Consider the following 14,995-nt stretch of genomic DNA (forward strand, 5'->3'; position numbering starts at 1 on the left):
ACACTAGATAGAAAGACTGTAAAGGATAATCTGGCTTTTTGCCATTATTCTAGAGAAATGTTATTTCACAGACTGACTAAAAGGAGACACAATGGCAGACCGAGGCTTACTAATCGTTTTTTCTGGTCCTTCAGGGGTTGGAAAAGGAACGGTTAGAAGAGAGATTTTTGAGAGTTCTGAAAACCAATTTCAATACTCTGTATCGATGACGACACGCACACAACGTCCTGGAGAAGTGGACGGTGTTGACTATTTCTTCCGTACTCGTGAAGAGTTTGAAGAGCTGATTCGTCAAGGACAGATGTTGGAATACGCAGAATATGTCGGCAACTACTATGGAACTCCTCTGACCTATGTCAATGAAACCTTGGACAAGGGAATCGATGTTTTCCTTGAAATTGAAGTTCAGGGCGCTCTTCAGGTCAAGAAAAAGGTTCCAGATGCTGTCTTTATCTTCCTGACACCACCAGATTTGGATGAATTGCAAGATCGTTTGGTAGGACGTGGAACAGACAGTGCAGAAGTAATTGCCCAACGAATCGAAAAAGCCAAGGAAGAAATTGCCCTCATGCGTGAGTATGATTATGCGATTGTCAACGATCAGGTGCCCCTAGCTGCTGAGCGTGTCAAACGTGTGATCGAAGCAGAGCACTTCCGTGTGGATCGTGTCATTGGTCACTATCAGGAGATGTTACCAAAATCTCCAACTACCCGATAAAATTTAGAAAATAGGTACAAGCAAATGATGTTAAAACCCTCTATTGATACCTTGCTCGACAAGGTTCCTTCAAAATATTCACTCGTAATCTTGGAAGCAAAACGTGCCCACGAATTGGAAGCAGGTGCGCCAGCAACTCAAGGTTTCAAGTCTGAAAAATCAACTCTTCGCGCTTTAGAAGAAATCGAATCAGGAAACGTTACAATTCACCCAGACCCAGAAGGAAAACGTGAAGCAGTGCGTCGCCGTATCGAAGAAGAAAAACGTCGCAAAGAAGAAGAAGAAAAGAAAATCAAAGAGCAAATCGCTAAAGAAAAAGAAGATGGTGAAAAAATTTAAGGTTGGGGGGACTCAATCTTATTTTTTCTATTACAAGAATGTACTGACAAGGAGGAGGTGAGAAGATGGCTATAGCTAAGATTATTGTGGATGTGCCTTTGATGCAGACGGACCAACCCTATAGTTATAGGATTCCGGAGGAATTTGAGGGAATGCTAGAAGTTGGGATGCGGGTTCATGTGCCTTTTGGTAAGGGCAATCGCCTGATTCAAGGGATTGTTCTTGGTTTGGAGTCCCAACCAGATGAAGAAGAGGTTAATCAAGATTTAAAAGATATTGCGGAGGTGCTGGATTTTTCTCCTGTTCTCACGCAAGAACAACTCTGGCTGGCTGAGGAGTTACGCAAATCTGTCTTCTCCTACAAAATCTCTATCCTCAAGGCTATGTTACCAGGATTTCTGAACTCCAGCTATGACAAGATTCTCTATCCTCTGGCAGGTCTGAGTCAGGAATACCGAGAGCGCTTGTTTGGTTCAGAGGATTCGCTTGCTTTTTCTTCTCTAGATTTAAGTAAGCAAGCTGAAATGATGCGTTTGACTAGAAAAGGCCTGCTTGGTCTAGAATATCAGGCGATTGATCAAAAGAAGGTCAAGACCCAGTCTTGGTATGAGGTAGATCTTGCTCAATTAGAAAATGTAGAGATTTCTGCACGTGCCAAGAAAAAGTTAGAACTGAGAGACTATCTGCTGTCTCATCCTGAGAGTGCTTCTTTGGCTAGTTTGTTAGAGTTCTATTCGCGAGAGCAAGTCAACTTCTTTGTGGAACAAGGTGCTGTGACCATAGTCCAAAAAGAAGTGCAACGCTCGGCTGCTTATTTTGAAGGCATTGAGGCAAGTCAGCCTTTGGAGTTGAATCCAGAGCAAAGACAGGCGCGTGATGCAGTTGTGAGTGCGATTGGCAGTCATCAGCCACCCTTCCTCCTTCAAGGGATTACAGGAAGTGGGAAGACGGAGGTTTACTTGCAGATTATCCAAGGAGCCTTGGACAAGGGCAAGACAGCTATTTTGCTGGTGCCTGAGATTTCCTTGACTCCACAAATGACGGAGCGTTTTATAGCACGTTTTGGGGACAAGGTGGCCATTCTTCATTCAGGTCTTTCCAATGGTGAAAAGTATGATGAATGGCGCAAAGTGGAACGTGGCGATGCTCAAGTTGTTGTGGGTGCCAGATCTGCCATCTTTGCTCCGCTGAAAAATCTAGGTGTCATGATTATCGATGAAGAGCATGAAGCGACTTATAAGCAGGACAGCAATCCCCGTTACCATGCTAGAGAGGTTGCTATTCTAAGGTCCCAGTATAATCAAGCAGCTTTGGTGCTTGGTTCAGCAACTCCTAGTCTGGAAAGCCGTGCGCGAGCTGGAAAAGGCGTCTATCAACATTTACGTCTGACCCAACGCGCCAATCCTTTAGCTAGGATCCCTGAGGTTCAAGTGATTGACTTTCGGGACTATATCGGGCACAATGAGACGTCAAACTTTACGCCACCTTTGCTAGAAGCCATCCAAGACCGTCTGGCTAAAAAAGAGCAGGTGGTTCTCATGCTAAATCGTCGTGGTTATTCTAGCTTTGTTATGTGTCGGGAGTGTGGGACGGTGGATACTTGTCCCAACTGTGACATTTCCTTGACCTTGCACATGGATACCAAGACCATGAACTGCCATTATTGTGGCTTTTCGAAGGATATTCCTCAGGTCTGTCCTAACTGTAAGAGTCGCAGTATTCGTTATTATGGGACAGGAACTCAGAAGGCTTATGACGAGCTGGCAGAACTCTTTCCCCAGGCCCGTATTTTGCGGATGGATGTGGACACGACTCGTAAGAAAGGCAGTCATCAAGCCCTATTAGACCAGTTTGGACGAGGAGAAGCGGATATTTTACTAGGTACTCAGATGATTGCCAAGGGATTGGATTTTCCCAATGTGACCTTAGTCGGAGTTCTAAATGCGGATACAGCCTTGAATCTACCTGATTTCCGTTCTTCTGAAAGAACCTTCCAGCTTTTGACTCAGGTGGCAGGTCGGGCAGGACGTGCTGAAAAAGCTGGGCAGGTCTTGATTCAGTCTTACAATCCTCAGCACTATGCTATTCGATTTGCCAAGGATCAGGACTACGAAGGCTTTTACGCTTATGAAATGGGAATCAGACGACAACTTGGCTATCCGCCCTATTATTTCACGATTGGCATTACCCTTTCACACAAGAAAGAAGAAGAGGTGGTCAAACGTGCTTATGAAGTCATGAATATTTTGCGGTCAGGTTTGTCCGAAACCAGTAACATCTTTGGGCCGACGCCAAAACCGATTGCTCGTACCCACAACCTCTATCATTACCAGATTTTAATTAAATACCGTTTAGAAGATGAGCTGGGGCCAACCCTCAACCAGGTCTTGGCCTTGACTCAAGAACGGGAAAATAGTGAGCTCCGTCTCAGCATTGACCATGAGCCGCAGCAATTTTTATAAGAAGGAGAAGATATGACAAAACTAATCTTTATGGGGACACCCGACTTTTCAGCAACAGTCTTAAAAGGACTTTTGACAGATGACCGTTACGAAATTCTAGCCGTTGTGACCCAGCCAGACCGTGCTGTCGGACGTAAAAAAGTGATCCAAGAAACCCCAGTTAAACAAGCTGCCAAAGAGGCAGGACTTCCTATCTACCAACCTGAAAAATTATCTGGAAGTCCAGAGATGGAAGCTATAATGAATTTAGGAGCAGATGGAATTGTGACTGCTGCTTTTGGGCAGTTTCTCCCAAGTAAACTCCTTGATAGCATGGACTTTGCGGTCAACGTTCATGCCTCCCTTCTTCCTAAGCACCGTGGTGGTGCACCTATCCATTATGCCTTGATTCAAGGGGATGAGGAAGCTGGTGTGACCATTATGGAGATGGTTAAGGAAATGGATGCAGGGGATATGATTTCTCGTCGTAGTATTCCGATTACGGATGAGGACAATGTCGGTACCTTGTTTGAGAAATTAGCTCTTGTTGGTCGCGATTTGCTTTTGGACACTTTGCCTGCCTACATTGCTGGTGACATCAAACCTGAACCACAGGATCCAAGTCAGGTTACTTTCTCGCCAAATATCAAGCCAGAGGAAGAAAAATTGGACTGGAACAAAAGCAATCGTCAACTCTTTAACCAAATCCGTGGGATGAACCCCTGGCCTGTTGCCCATACTTTCCTTAAGGGCGACCGCTTTAAGATTTATGAAGCTCTAGCAGTAGAAGGTCAGGGAAATCCAGGAGAGATTCTCTCTATCGGCAAGAAAGAATTGATTGTCGCAACGGCAGAAGGGGCTCTATCCCTCAAGCAAGTGCAGCCAGCTGGTAAACCTAAGATGGACATTGCTTCCTTCCTCAACGGAGTTGGACGGACATTGACTGTAGGAGAACGATTTGGTGACTAAAGTAGAAACGGCTAGAAGTCTAGCCCTAGCAGTATTAGAGGATGTTTTTATCAATCAAGCATACTCAAATATCGCCTTAAATAAGCATCTCAAGGGAAGTCAACTTTCGGCAGCAGACAAGGGCTTGGTGACCGAGCTGGTCTATGGAACGGTAGCCCGTAAACTGACTCTGGAATGGTACCTATCACACTTTATCGAAGACAGAGATAAGTTAGATAACTGGCTCTATGTCCTTCTTCTCATGAGTGCCTACCAACTCCGCTATTTGGACAAAATTCCAGACCATGCTGTGGTTAATGAAGCGGTGGAATTGGCTAAATTCCGTAAAAAAGGCAGTGAAAAATTGGTCAACGCTGTCCTTCGCCGTATCTTGCGTGAAGGCTGGCCAGATATCACCAGCATCAAACGAAAAAACAAGCGTGATTCCATTGCCTATTCTCTCCCAGTTTGGCTAGTTTCCAAGCTCAAGGAAGAATACGGAGAAGAGCGAGCGCAAGCTATTTTTGAAAGTCTCTTGGTGCGAAACAAGGCTAGCATTCGTGTAACAGACCTAGGACGAAAAGAGGAAATCCAAACCTTGTTGGAAGCTAGTGATTCATCCTTGTCTCCTTCTGGTCTTGTTAAGGAACAGGGCCACTTTGCAGGCCTTGATTTGTTCGCAGAAGGGGCTATAACCATCCAAGACGAGTCCAGTCAATTGGTTGCGCCAACTCTTGATTTACAAGGTGATGAGCAGGTTCTAGATGCTTGTGCGGCTCCGGGTGGGAAAACAGCCCATATAGCTTCTTATCTCACGACAGGTCAGGTTACTGCTCTAGATTTGTATGACCATAAGTTGGACTTGATCCAAGAAAATGCTCAACGTCTGGGAGTTGCAGATCGGGTTCAAAGGCAAAAATTGGATGCCAGAAAGGTGCATGAGTTTTTTGGTCAGGATTCTTTTGATAAGATTTTGGTGGATGCTCCCTGTTCAGGAATTGGTCTTCTGCGCCGAAAACCAGATATCAAATACAATAAAGAAACGGCAGATTTCGCGTCCTTACAGGAAATTCAGCTAGAAATATTAGGTAGTGTTTGTCAAACACTACGCAAAGGTGGTATAATAACTTATAGTACCTGTACTATTGTCTCAGAGGAGAATTTTCAAGTCGTTAAGGCGTTTTTAGAAAGTCATCCTGAGTTCGAGCAGGTAAAACTAGAACATGAATGTAAGGATATCATGAAAGACGGCTGTATCCTCATTACACCTGAATTGTATGGAAGTGATGGATTCTTCATCAGTCAATTTCGCAAGATATCGGATTAGGAAGGAACTGACACATGGAAATTTCATTATTAACAGATGTTGGTCAGAAACGAACAAATAACCAAGACTATGTCAACCACTATGTCAATAGAGCTGGGCGTACCATGATTATTTTAGCTGATGGGATGGGAGGTCATCGCGCAGGGAATATCGCTAGTGAAATGGCGGTAACAGACCTAGGTATAGCTTGGGTTGATACCCAAATCGATACAGTCAATGAAGTGCGTGAATGGTTCGCCAATTACCTAGAAATTGAAAATCAAAAGATTCATCAACTTGGACAAGATGATGCCTATAAAGGAATGGGAACAACTCTAGAAGCTGTTGCTATTATTGGCAATCAGGCTATCTATGCTCATATTGGAGATTCTCGTATCGGTTTGATTCGTGGGGAAGAATACCACCAGTTAACGAGCGATCATTCCTTGGTCAATGAATTGCTTAAGGCAGGTCAATTGACACCAGAAGAAGCTGCTAGCCATCCACAGAAAAATATTATTACTCAATCTATCGGTCAAAAAGATGAAGTTCAACCTGATTTTGGAATGATTACCCTTGAGCCAGGAGACTATCTCTTGCTCAATAGTGATGGTTTGACCAACATGATTTCAGGCAGTGAGATTTGTGATATTGTAACCAGTGATATTCCTTTGGCAGATAAAACAGCGACGCTTGTGCGTTTTGCTAACAATGCAGGAGGTTTAGACAACATTACGGTTGCCCTTGTTTCTATGAACGAGGAGGATGTAGAATGATCCAAATCGGCAAGATTTTTGCCGGACGCTATCGGATTGTGAAACAGATTGGCCGAGGAGGCATGGCAGATGTCTATTTGGCCAAGGATTTAATTCTAGACGGAGAAGAAGTGGCAGTGAAGGTCCTGAGGACCAACTACCAGACGGACCCGATAGCTGTAGCTCGTTTTCAGCGTGAAGCGAGAGCTATGGCAGATCTAGACCATCCTCATATCGTTCGGATAACAGATATTGGTGAGGAAGACGGTCAACAGTATCTTGCAATGGAGTATGTTGCTGGACTAGACCTCAAACGCTATATCAAGGAACACTATCCTCTTTCTAATGAAGAAGCAGTCCGTATTATGGGACAAATTCTCTTGGCTATGCGTTTGGCCCATACTAGAGGAATTGTCCATAGGGACTTGAAACCTCAAAATATCCTTTTGACACCAGATGGGACTGCCAAGGTCACAGACTTTGGGATTGCGGTAGCCTTTGCAGAGACGAGTTTGACCCAGACTAACTCTATGCTGGGTTCGGTTCATTACTTGTCACCAGAGCAGGCGCGTGGTTCGAAGGCGACTGTGCAGAGTGATATCTATGCCATGGGGATTATTTTCTATGAGATGCTGACAGGCCATATCCCTTATGACGGGGATAGTGCGGTGACCATCGCCCTTCAGCATTTCCAGAAACCACTGCCGTCAGTTATTGATGAAAATCCATCTGTGCCTCAGGCTTTGGAGAATGTTGTTATCAAGGCAACTGCCAAGAAATTGACAGATCGTTATCAGTCAGTTGCAGAGATGTATGTGGACTTGTCTAGTAGCTTGTCTTACAATCGTCGTAATGAGCCTAAACTGGTATTTAATGATACTACTAAGGCAGACACCAAGACACTACCAAAGGTATCCCAGAGTACCTTGACTTCGATTCCTAAGGTGCAAACACAAAGTCCGAAGCCACAGACTGCGAAGCCTAGTCAGCAGGTTTCAGAAGACAATTATGCAAGCAAACCTGTTAAGAAACGGAAATTTAGAGTTCGTTATATGATTTTGTTGGCCAGCATTGTATTGGTTGCAGCCTCTCTGATTTGGATATTATCCAGAACTCCTGCAACTATTGCCATTCCAGATGTGGCAGGTCAGACAGTTGCGGAGGCCAAGGAAACGCTCAAGAAAGCCAATTTTGAGATTGGTGAAGAGAAAACAGAGGCTAGTGAAAAGGTGGAAGAAGGGCGGATTATCCGTACAGATCCTGACGCTGGAACGACTCGAAAAGAAGGTTCGAAAATCAATTTGGTTGTCTCGTCAGGCAAGCAATCTTTCCAATTGAGTAACTATATCGGCCGTAAATCGACAGATGTTATCGCAGAACTCAAGCAGAAGAAGGTTCCTGAAAATCTCATTAAAATTGAGGAAGAGGAATCAAGTGAGAGCGAAGCAGGAACTGTTCTCAGACAGAGTCCAGCTGCCGGAACAACCTATGATTTGAGCAAGGTCTCAACGATTACCTTAACCGTTGCTAAGAAAGTAACCAGCGTTTCTATGCCAAGTTATAAAGGATCTAGTCTTGAATTTACTAAAAATAATCTTGTTCAAATTGTTGGGATTAAGGAAGCCAATATTGAAGTTGTAGAAGTGTCGACAGCTCCTGATGGAACTGCTGAGGGTACAGTCGTTGAACAGAGTCCAAAAGCAGGCGAAAAGGTTGATTTGACTAAGACGCGTGTCAAGATTTCAATCTACAAACCAAAAACACCACCGTCAACGTCATCATCAGCACCATCCCAACGTGGAAACCAAGGTTCTACTACGACACCAAGTCAGGGGAACCAACAAGGAAATCAACGAGGGAATGCACCTGCTCCTACTCAATCAAGTAGTGAAGGCAACCACGAAAATTCTCGTGATTAAACGAATCTTTGTCATGATTTCATGGCAAAGATTTTTTTTGAGTCCAGATTTGTGATAGAATAGAGGAAGTTGATAAAAGGAGGAAAGCATGGAAGAGTCAAAAGAATTAAATGCCGTCATCGATGTGATTATGTTAGCTGGGACTATTCTCCTCAAAAGTGGTTCAGAGATTCATCGCGTAGAAGATACCATGATTCGTATTGCGCATTCGCAGGGGATTGTGGATTGTAATGTTCTTGCCATGCCTGCTGCCATCTTTTTCTCCATTGAAAATACCAATATTTCGCGTATGAAGCGCGTGACCTCATCTTCTTATAACATCGAAAAAGTCTGCGATGTGAACCAGATTTCTCGTCAGTTGGTGGGGGGGCGGATTGATTTAGAGACAGCCTTCAAGCAATTGACTGCTTTGCAAGCCCAACCTCTTCCCTATACTAAGTTGCAGGTAACTCTGGCTGCGACCTTTAGTGCTCCTTTCTTTTCAGTTATGTTTAGTGGAAATATCTACGACGCACTTGGGGCAGGAGTGGCTACCTTATTTGGTTTTGCCTTTTCCCTTTATGTGGAGAAGTTTATCCGAATTCCTTTTGTGACAGCCTTTGCTGGAGCCTTTGTCTTTGGTATGATTGCCCAGTTTTGGGCTCGCTACACAGGTTTTCCTTCAACGGCAGATTTGATTATAGCTGGTGCGGTCATGCCTTTTGTACCAGGAATTGCCTTGACCAATGCGGTCCGTGATATTATGACTAACCACATAAACTCTGGTATGAGCAAGATGTTTGAATCCCTACTCATTACCCTTGCTTTAGGGGCAGGAACTTCTGTTGCCTTGGTATTGATGAATTAATATGACACTAACAACCTTTTTATTACAAGCAGTAGCAAGTCTTCTTGCTATTATTACCTTTCTAATCGTACTCAATGTGCAACGCTCTATGCTCTTACCTGGAGGGATTTTGGGCATGGCTGTCTGGCTGATTTATCTCTTGCTCAAGGAACCGACCAATGTTATTGTGGCTACCTTTATTGCAGCCATTATCGGTTCTTGTGTCAGCCAGATTTTAAGTATTCTTTATAAGACACCTGCTGTGGTATTTATCTTAGCCATCTTGGCACCTCTGGTTCCGGGTTATCTCTCCTATCGGACAACTGCCTTTTTTGTGACAGGAGATTACAGTCATGCCATTGCTAGTGCAACCTTGGTTGTTATGTTGGCTTTGGTAATTTCTATTGGAATGGCTAGCGGAACAGTGGTTCTCAGACTGTATTCTCACTTACGAAAATAGCATAATGGTTAGAATAATAAGCGACTTGATTTGGTGAATCAAGTCTTTTTTCTCTCTTTTACTGCCATTTGTGATAAAATAGTATAGAACGATTTTTTACAATGAATGATAAAACAGAGGTAAATATGACAATCGGTATTGATAAGATTGGTTTTGCGACCAGTCAATATGTCTTGAAATTACAAGACTTAGCAGAAGCGAGGGGAATTGACCCTGAAAAATTAAGTAAAGGACTCTTACTCAAGGAATTGAGTATTGCGCCCCTAACTGAGGATATCGTAACTTTGGCGGCCAGTGCTAGTGACTCTATTTTAACTGAGCAAGAAAGACAAGAAATCGATATGGTCATTGTGGCGACTGAGTCAGGAATTGACCAGAGTAAGGCTGCAGCCGTCTTTGTGCATGGCTTGCTGGGCATCCAGCCCTTTGCTCGTAGTTTCGAGATTAAAGAAGCCTGCTATGGAGCGACAGCGGCCCTTCATTATGCCAAATTGCATGTGGAAAATTCTCCAGAGTCCAAGGTCTTGGTCATTGCCAGTGATATTGCCAAATACGGTATTGAAACTCCAGGAGAACCCACTCAGGGTGCTGGAAGTGTGGCCATGTTGATTACACAAAATCCACGCATTATGGCCTTTAATAATGACAATGTGGCTCAGACCCGTGATATCATGGATTTCTGGCGTCCAAATTACTCAACAACTCCTTATGTAAATGGTGTCTATTCTACCCAACAATATCTAGATAGTTTGAAAACGACTTGGCTTGAATACCAAAAACGCTACCAGCTTACTTTAGATGATTTTGCGGCTGTTTGTTTCCACTTGCCTTACCCTAAATTAGCGCTAAAAGGCTTGAAAAAAATCATGGATAAGAGCCTGCCTCAAGAGAAAAAAGACCTCTTGCAAAACCATTTTGACCAGTCTATTCTCTACAGTCAAAAGGTGGGGAATATCTATACAGGTTCGCTTTTCCTTGGACTTTTGTCTCTCTTGGAAAATACAGATAGCTTGAAGGCTGGGGATAAAATTGCCCTTTATAGTTACGGAAGTGGTGCTGTGGCTGAGTTCTTCAGTGGTGAATTGGTTGAAGGATATGAAGCTTATCTGGATAAAGGCCGCTTGAATAAGCTCAACCAACGAACTGCCCTGTCTGTTGCTGACTATGAAAAAGTCTTCTTTGAAGAAGTAGACTTGGATGAAACAAATTCTGCCCAGTTTGCTGGCTATGAAAATCAAGATTTTGCCTTGGTTGAAATTGTTGACCACCAACGCCGTTATAGCAAGGTTGAAAAATAATGAAGATAAGTTGGAATGGATTTTCTAAAAAATCATACCAAGAGCGCCTCGAGCTGTTAAAAGCTCAGGCGCTCCTTAGTCCTGAGAGACAAGAGAGTTTGGAGCAGGATGAACAGATGAGTGTGACTGTGGCAGACCAGCTGAGTGAGAATGTAGTGGGAACTTTTTCTCTGCCTTATTCGCTGGTTCCAGAGGTTCTCGTTAACGGTCAGGAATACACAGTTCCCTATGTGACAGAAGAACCGTCCGTGGTTGCTGCGGCTAGCTATGCCAGTAAAATCATCAAGCGAACAGGTGGCTTTACTGCTCAGGTTCATGAGCGCCAGATGATTGGGCAGGTAGCCCTTTATCAAGTTGATGATCCTGAACAAGCGCTAGAGAAGATTTCCAGCAAGAAAGCGGAGCTCTTGGAGCTTGCCAATCAAGCCTATCCTTCTATCGTTAAACGTGGAGGTGGGGCGCGTGATTTACATGTAGAACAGCTCAAAAACGAAACAGACTTTCTAGTCGTTTATCTTCATGTCGATACCCAAGAAGCCATGGGAGCCAATATGCTCAACACCATGCTGGAAGCCTTGAAACCAGTCTTAGAAGAACTCAGCCAGGGACAGAGTCTCATGGGAATCCTATCCAACTACGCGACCGATTCTCTAGTGACAGCAAACTGTCGCATCGCCTTTCGCTATTTGAGCCGTCAAAAGGATCAAGGGCGAGAGATTGCGGAGAAAATAGCTTTGGCTAGCCAGTTTGCGCAGGCTGATCCTTATCGAGCAGCTACCCACAATAAAGGGATTTTTAACGGTATTGATGCTATTTTGATTGCTACTGGAAATGACTGGCGTGCCATTGAGGCGGGATCTCATGCTTTTGCCAGTCGAGATGGACGCTATCAAGGTCTTAGTCAATGGACGCTGAACACGGAAAGAGAAGAATTGGTTGGTGAGATGACTCTGCCCATGCCTGTAGCGACCAAGGGTGGTTCTATCGGACTCAACCCTCGTGTAGCCCTCAGTCACGAACTACTGGGAAATCCTTGTGCCAAAGAACTTGCTCAGATTATCGTGTCTATCGGTCTTGCCCAAAACTTTGCAGCTCTCAAAGCCTTGGTGAGTACAGGAATCCAGCAAGGTCACATGAAATTGCAGGCCAAATCTTTAGCACTCCTAGCAGGTGCCAGTGAGTCAGAGGTAGCTCCCCTAGTCGAGCAACTTATCGCAGATAAAACCTTTAACCTAGAGACAGCCCAGCGCTATCTCGAAAATTTAAGATTATAAAAAACTCAGACGAATTCGGTCTGAGTTTTCTTGTGCTTATACTCAATGAAAATCAAAGAGCAAAATAGGAAGCTAGTCGCAGGTTGCTCAAAGCACTGCTTTGAGGTTGTAGATAAGACTGACGAAGTCAGTTACATATATCTACGGTAAGGCGACGCTGACGTGGTTTGAATTTGATTTTCGAAGAGTATTAAATACTTTTTCCTGGTAATAAGGTAACTGGTAAAAAGTAACCTGTTGTCGCGACTTCCTTGCCTTCAATCTTTTGCAAGAGAAGATCAACAGTGAGGCAGGCAATCTCTTCCAAGGGTTGCTTAATAGTAGCCAGTTGAGGGTAGTAATTCTCGATAAAGTAAGTCCCATCATAGCCGATGACCTTGAGCTCTTCAGGGACAGAAATGCCCAGTTCCTGAGCGATTTTAATGATCAGAATAGCTGTTAAGTCATCTGAAGCAAAAATGGCATCTGGCTTTTGTCGAGTCAAGATATTCTTGATTTCCATTTCTTTTCTGACGGGAGAAAAGTCACTGGAAACATTGATAATAGGAGCTTTTGGGAGTACAGATGCAAAACCAGCGTGGCGTAGTCCAGTTGGCGAATTGGAATTGTCATTCCCTGTAATCATAATGATAGACTGGGCACCTGTCTTGGCCAAGGTTTGGGCAGCTAGAACTCCACCAGCGTAGTTGTCAGAGGAAACGACTGGAATGTCTGGCGATAGGTTTCGGTCAAAGGAAATAATTGGCGCGGTCACACGATTGTAGTCTTCGATTCCCAAGTTGTGACTACCAGAAATGATGCCGTCCACCTGATTGGCTTCCAACATTTCGATGTATTCGCGTTCCTTCTCAGAATCGTGCTCACTGTTGCAGATGATGGTCTTGTAACCATTCTTAAAAAGTTGGTGTTCCAGTTTATCAATCAATTCTGCATAGAAAACGTTGGAAATATTGGGGAAAATCAAACCGATTAACTTAGCTGACTTTCCTTGTAGACTACGAGCCAGATTGTTGGGTTTATAGCCTAATTCCCGCATGGCTTCATTTACCTTTTGAATGGTTTTTTCAGATAGATAGCCTTTTTTATTGATAACCCGAGAAACGGTAGTAGGGCTGACACCTGCAAGTTTGGCGACATCAGTTAGTTTTGCGACCATAATCTAATTCATAGTAAGTTCCAGTTGGGTTTCCAGATTTGATGAGGATCCCATTTTGGTCCGCATGTGGGAAGACACGACCGGAAAATACTTTTTCTCCTTTATTGATGAAAATTTCAAAGACAGAGTTATCGATGAAAATCGTAGCAGTAGTGGCCTGGTTATCGATTGGACAAGAACGAGTTGTCCCAAATTCTTGGGCGTACTGTTCACCAGCCTGGCTACGATCCACTGTCACTTGACCATTTACAAGGTCAAAGTTGATGGAAAGTCCCTTGCCTTCTTGATCAGCAAGTAAGACAATCTCGCTCAGGCTATTAGCTTCCAAGTTGAGTTCAAGTTCGTAAGTGTTCTTGGTTTGGGCACGGTTTGAGAAAGGTTCTTCAGTAGCACGAAGGTCCTTGATAGCTGCGACTGGGTATTGGTAGAGTTTGCCGTCTTTGATAGTGAGTTCCTTGACCAAAGAGAAGGTTCCTTGGTGGTCAAAACGGTCAGATGGATATGAAACATCAGGCAAGCCAAGCCAGCTAACAGCTAGAGTGCGTCCATCAGGAGCGTTGAAGGCTTGAGTTGCATAGGCTTCAAAACCATAGTCCATGTTTTGGAGTTGAGATACATCTACCATTTTGGCATTTTTAGGGTCAAAGGAAGCCCCGATTTTGTACATATTTGGATAGATATTGTCGTAATCTAGAACATCTTTATCCAATCCTTGTGGGCAGTAAAGAAGGACAGGTTGCTCTCCTACAAAGACCAGATTTGGACATTCCATCATGTAGGCAGTGTGGTCGTTAGCAAAGTCAAGGTTGCCAACGGCTTGCCAGTTTGTATAGTCGTTGTCTACAGCCTTGTAGAGACGGATGAAGCCTTTTTTCTCTAAATCCTGTCCACCGACGATAGCATAGTATTGGCCCTTGAAGTTAAAAATTTGCGGATCACGGAAGTGGTCAGTAGAGTCTGCTGGCTGGTCAATCAAGATCTTATCAATCTTGGTAATCTTGCCATCCTTATCCATCAAAGCTCCAATCTGGTAAGGGTGACGGAGCCAGTTTTCATCGCGGACATTTCCTGTATAAAATAGGAACAAGTTATCGCCAAACTGCATGGCAGAACCAGAGTAGGCACCGTGGCTATCTAATGGAGTATCAGGCAAAACTTTGACTCCAGTTTCTGTGAAGTGAACCAAATCATCACTTTCTAGCTGTGCCCAAGATTTTAAACCGTGGGCCGCACCAAAAGGAAAATTCTGGTAAAAGAGGATCCACTTTCCATCAAAGTAAGAAAAGCCATTTGGGTCGTTGAGAAGTCCTGTTTTTGGCTCAACATGGTAATGAGTATGCCATGGAGATTGTGCCATATTTTCTTTTATATTTTGAATTTCTTCTTGCGTCCAATCTTGATAAAGTCTGTAACGACGCTCAGTAGTCCATTCCATTCATTCATTCCTCCAAAAATCTTATCACATTTAATAGTAACCGTTTTCGATAAAAAATGCAAGCCTTTTATGTTAAAAAAGAGAAAAAACTGTTAAACGTTTATCATAAATTTAAAGCAG

At 43.7% G+C, this 14,995-nt stretch carries 13 protein-coding genes; 11 read left to right on the forward strand and 2 right to left on the reverse strand.

What is annotated here, in order from left to right:
* Nucleotides 1-91 precede the first annotated feature (91 nt).
* From gmk to N8M09_RS04015, 11 genes are all read left to right on the forward strand, one after another.
* Entirely contained in the window at nucleotides 92-718 is a 627-nt protein-coding gene (gene gmk / locus N8M09_RS03965; protein WP_261063954.1) for a guanylate kinase, read from the forward strand.
* A gap of 24 nt (nucleotides 719-742) precedes the next feature.
* Nucleotides 743-1,057 carry a DNA-directed RNA polymerase subunit omega gene (rpoZ, locus tag N8M09_RS03970; protein ID WP_000979235.1) on the forward strand — a complete coding sequence of 105 codons (315 nt, stop codon included), beginning with the start codon at nucleotides 743-745 and terminating at the stop codon, nucleotides 1,055-1,057.
* 65 nt (nucleotides 1,058-1,122) lie between these two features.
* Nucleotides 1,123-3,519 carry a primosomal protein N' gene (locus N8M09_RS03975; protein WP_261063956.1) on the forward strand — a complete coding sequence of 799 codons (2,397 nt, stop codon included), beginning with the start codon at nucleotides 1,123-1,125 and terminating at the stop codon, nucleotides 3,517-3,519.
* 12 nt (nucleotides 3,520-3,531) lie between these two features.
* Complete coding sequence (gene fmt / locus N8M09_RS03980) at nucleotides 3,532-4,467, forward strand: methionyl-tRNA formyltransferase (RefSeq protein ID WP_261063958.1); 936 nt, start codon at nucleotides 3,532-3,534, stop codon at nucleotides 4,465-4,467.
* The gene (gene rsmB / locus N8M09_RS03985) at nucleotides 4,460-5,773 is read left to right on the forward strand and encodes a 16S rRNA (cytosine(967)-C(5))-methyltransferase RsmB (protein ID WP_261063959.1); all 1,314 of its coding nucleotides are present in this window, start codon (nucleotides 4,460-4,462) and stop codon (nucleotides 5,771-5,773) included. The genes fmt and rsmB overlap by 8 nt, the downstream gene beginning before the upstream one ends.
* Nucleotides 5,774-5,787: 14 nt before the next feature.
* Nucleotides 5,788-6,528 carry a Stp1/IreP family PP2C-type Ser/Thr phosphatase gene (locus N8M09_RS03990; RefSeq protein ID WP_261063961.1) on the forward strand — a complete coding sequence of 247 codons (741 nt, stop codon included), beginning with the start codon at nucleotides 5,788-5,790 and terminating at the stop codon, nucleotides 6,526-6,528.
* Nucleotides 6,525-8,426 (forward strand): Stk1 family PASTA domain-containing Ser/Thr kinase, encoded by a 1,902-nt coding sequence (pknB, locus tag N8M09_RS03995; protein WP_261063963.1) that lies wholly within the window; start codon nucleotides 6,525-6,527, stop codon nucleotides 8,424-8,426. The genes N8M09_RS03990 and pknB overlap by 4 nt, the downstream gene beginning before the upstream one ends.
* A gap of 88 nt (nucleotides 8,427-8,514) precedes the next feature.
* Entirely contained in the window at nucleotides 8,515-9,273 is a 759-nt protein-coding gene (locus N8M09_RS04000; RefSeq protein WP_049524500.1) for a threonine/serine exporter family protein, read from the forward strand.
* A gap of 1 nt (nucleotide 9,274) precedes the next feature.
* Nucleotides 9,275-9,712 (forward strand): threonine/serine exporter family protein, encoded by a 438-nt coding sequence (locus N8M09_RS04005; RefSeq protein ID WP_261063964.1) that lies wholly within the window; start codon nucleotides 9,275-9,277, stop codon nucleotides 9,710-9,712.
* A 125-nt stretch (nucleotides 9,713-9,837) separates the two neighbouring features.
* A complete protein-coding gene (locus N8M09_RS04010) occupies nucleotides 9,838-11,010 on the forward strand; it encodes a hydroxymethylglutaryl-CoA synthase (protein WP_261063966.1) in 1,173 nt (390 codons plus the stop codon).
* On the forward strand, nucleotides 11,010-12,284 hold the full coding sequence (locus N8M09_RS04015; protein ID WP_261063969.1) for a hydroxymethylglutaryl-CoA reductase, degradative: 1,275 nt from the start codon (nucleotides 11,010-11,012) through the stop codon (nucleotides 12,282-12,284). The genes N8M09_RS04010 and N8M09_RS04015 overlap by 1 nt, the downstream gene beginning before the upstream one ends.
* Before the next feature lie 190 nt (nucleotides 12,285-12,474).
* On the opposite strand, the gene N8M09_RS04020 is transcribed toward N8M09_RS04015, so the two are convergent.
* Both N8M09_RS04020 and N8M09_RS04025 read right to left on the reverse strand, forming a co-directional pair.
* Entirely contained in the window at nucleotides 12,475-13,440 is a 966-nt protein-coding gene (locus tag N8M09_RS04020; RefSeq protein ID WP_261063971.1) for a LacI family DNA-binding transcriptional regulator, read from the reverse strand.
* Complete coding sequence (locus tag N8M09_RS04025) at nucleotides 13,421-14,875, reverse strand: glycoside hydrolase family 32 protein (protein WP_261063973.1); 1,455 nt, start codon at nucleotides 14,873-14,875, stop codon at nucleotides 13,421-13,423. Before N8M09_RS04025 ends, N8M09_RS04020 begins: the two co-directional genes overlap by 20 nt.
* Nucleotides 14,876-14,995 lie beyond the last annotated feature (120 nt).

The sequence above is a fragment of the Streptococcus mitis genome (assembly GCF_946190375.1).
In the GTDB taxonomy this organism is placed as follows: Bacteria; Bacillota; Bacilli; order Lactobacillales; family Streptococcaceae; genus Streptococcus; species Streptococcus mitis_CJ.

Excerpts from the sequence above, each read along its gene's own strand:
- gmk (WP_261063954.1), top strand. The coding sequence starts at position 92 with ATGGCAGACCGAGGCTTACTAATCGTTTTTTCTGGTCCTTCAGGGGTT.
- rpoZ (WP_000979235.1), top strand. The coding sequence starts at position 743 with ATGATGTTAAAACCCTCTATTGATACCTTGCTCGACAAGGTTCCTTCA.
- N8M09_RS03975 (WP_261063956.1), top strand. The coding sequence starts at position 1,123 with ATGGCTATAGCTAAGATTATTGTGGATGTGCCTTTGATGCAGACGGAC.
- fmt (WP_261063958.1), top strand. The coding sequence starts at position 3,532 with ATGACAAAACTAATCTTTATGGGGACACCCGACTTTTCAGCAACAGTC.
- N8M09_RS03990 (WP_261063961.1), top strand. The coding sequence starts at position 5,788 with ATGGAAATTTCATTATTAACAGATGTTGGTCAGAAACGAACAAATAAC.
- pknB (WP_261063963.1), top strand. The coding sequence starts at position 6,525 with ATGATCCAAATCGGCAAGATTTTTGCCGGACGCTATCGGATTGTGAAA.
- N8M09_RS04000 (WP_049524500.1), top strand. The coding sequence starts at position 8,515 with ATGGAAGAGTCAAAAGAATTAAATGCCGTCATCGATGTGATTATGTTA.
- N8M09_RS04005 (WP_261063964.1), top strand. The coding sequence starts at position 9,275 with ATGACACTAACAACCTTTTTATTACAAGCAGTAGCAAGTCTTCTTGCT.
- N8M09_RS04010 (WP_261063966.1), top strand. The coding sequence starts at position 9,838 with ATGACAATCGGTATTGATAAGATTGGTTTTGCGACCAGTCAATATGTC.
- N8M09_RS04015 (WP_261063969.1), top strand. The coding sequence starts at position 11,010 with ATGAAGATAAGTTGGAATGGATTTTCTAAAAAATCATACCAAGAGCGC.
- N8M09_RS04020 (WP_261063971.1), bottom strand. The coding sequence starts at position 13,440 with ATGGTCGCAAAACTAACTGATGTCGCCAAACTTGCAGGTGTCAGCCCT.
- N8M09_RS04025 (WP_261063973.1), bottom strand. The coding sequence starts at position 14,875 with ATGGAATGGACTACTGAGCGTCGTTACAGACTTTATCAAGATTGGACG.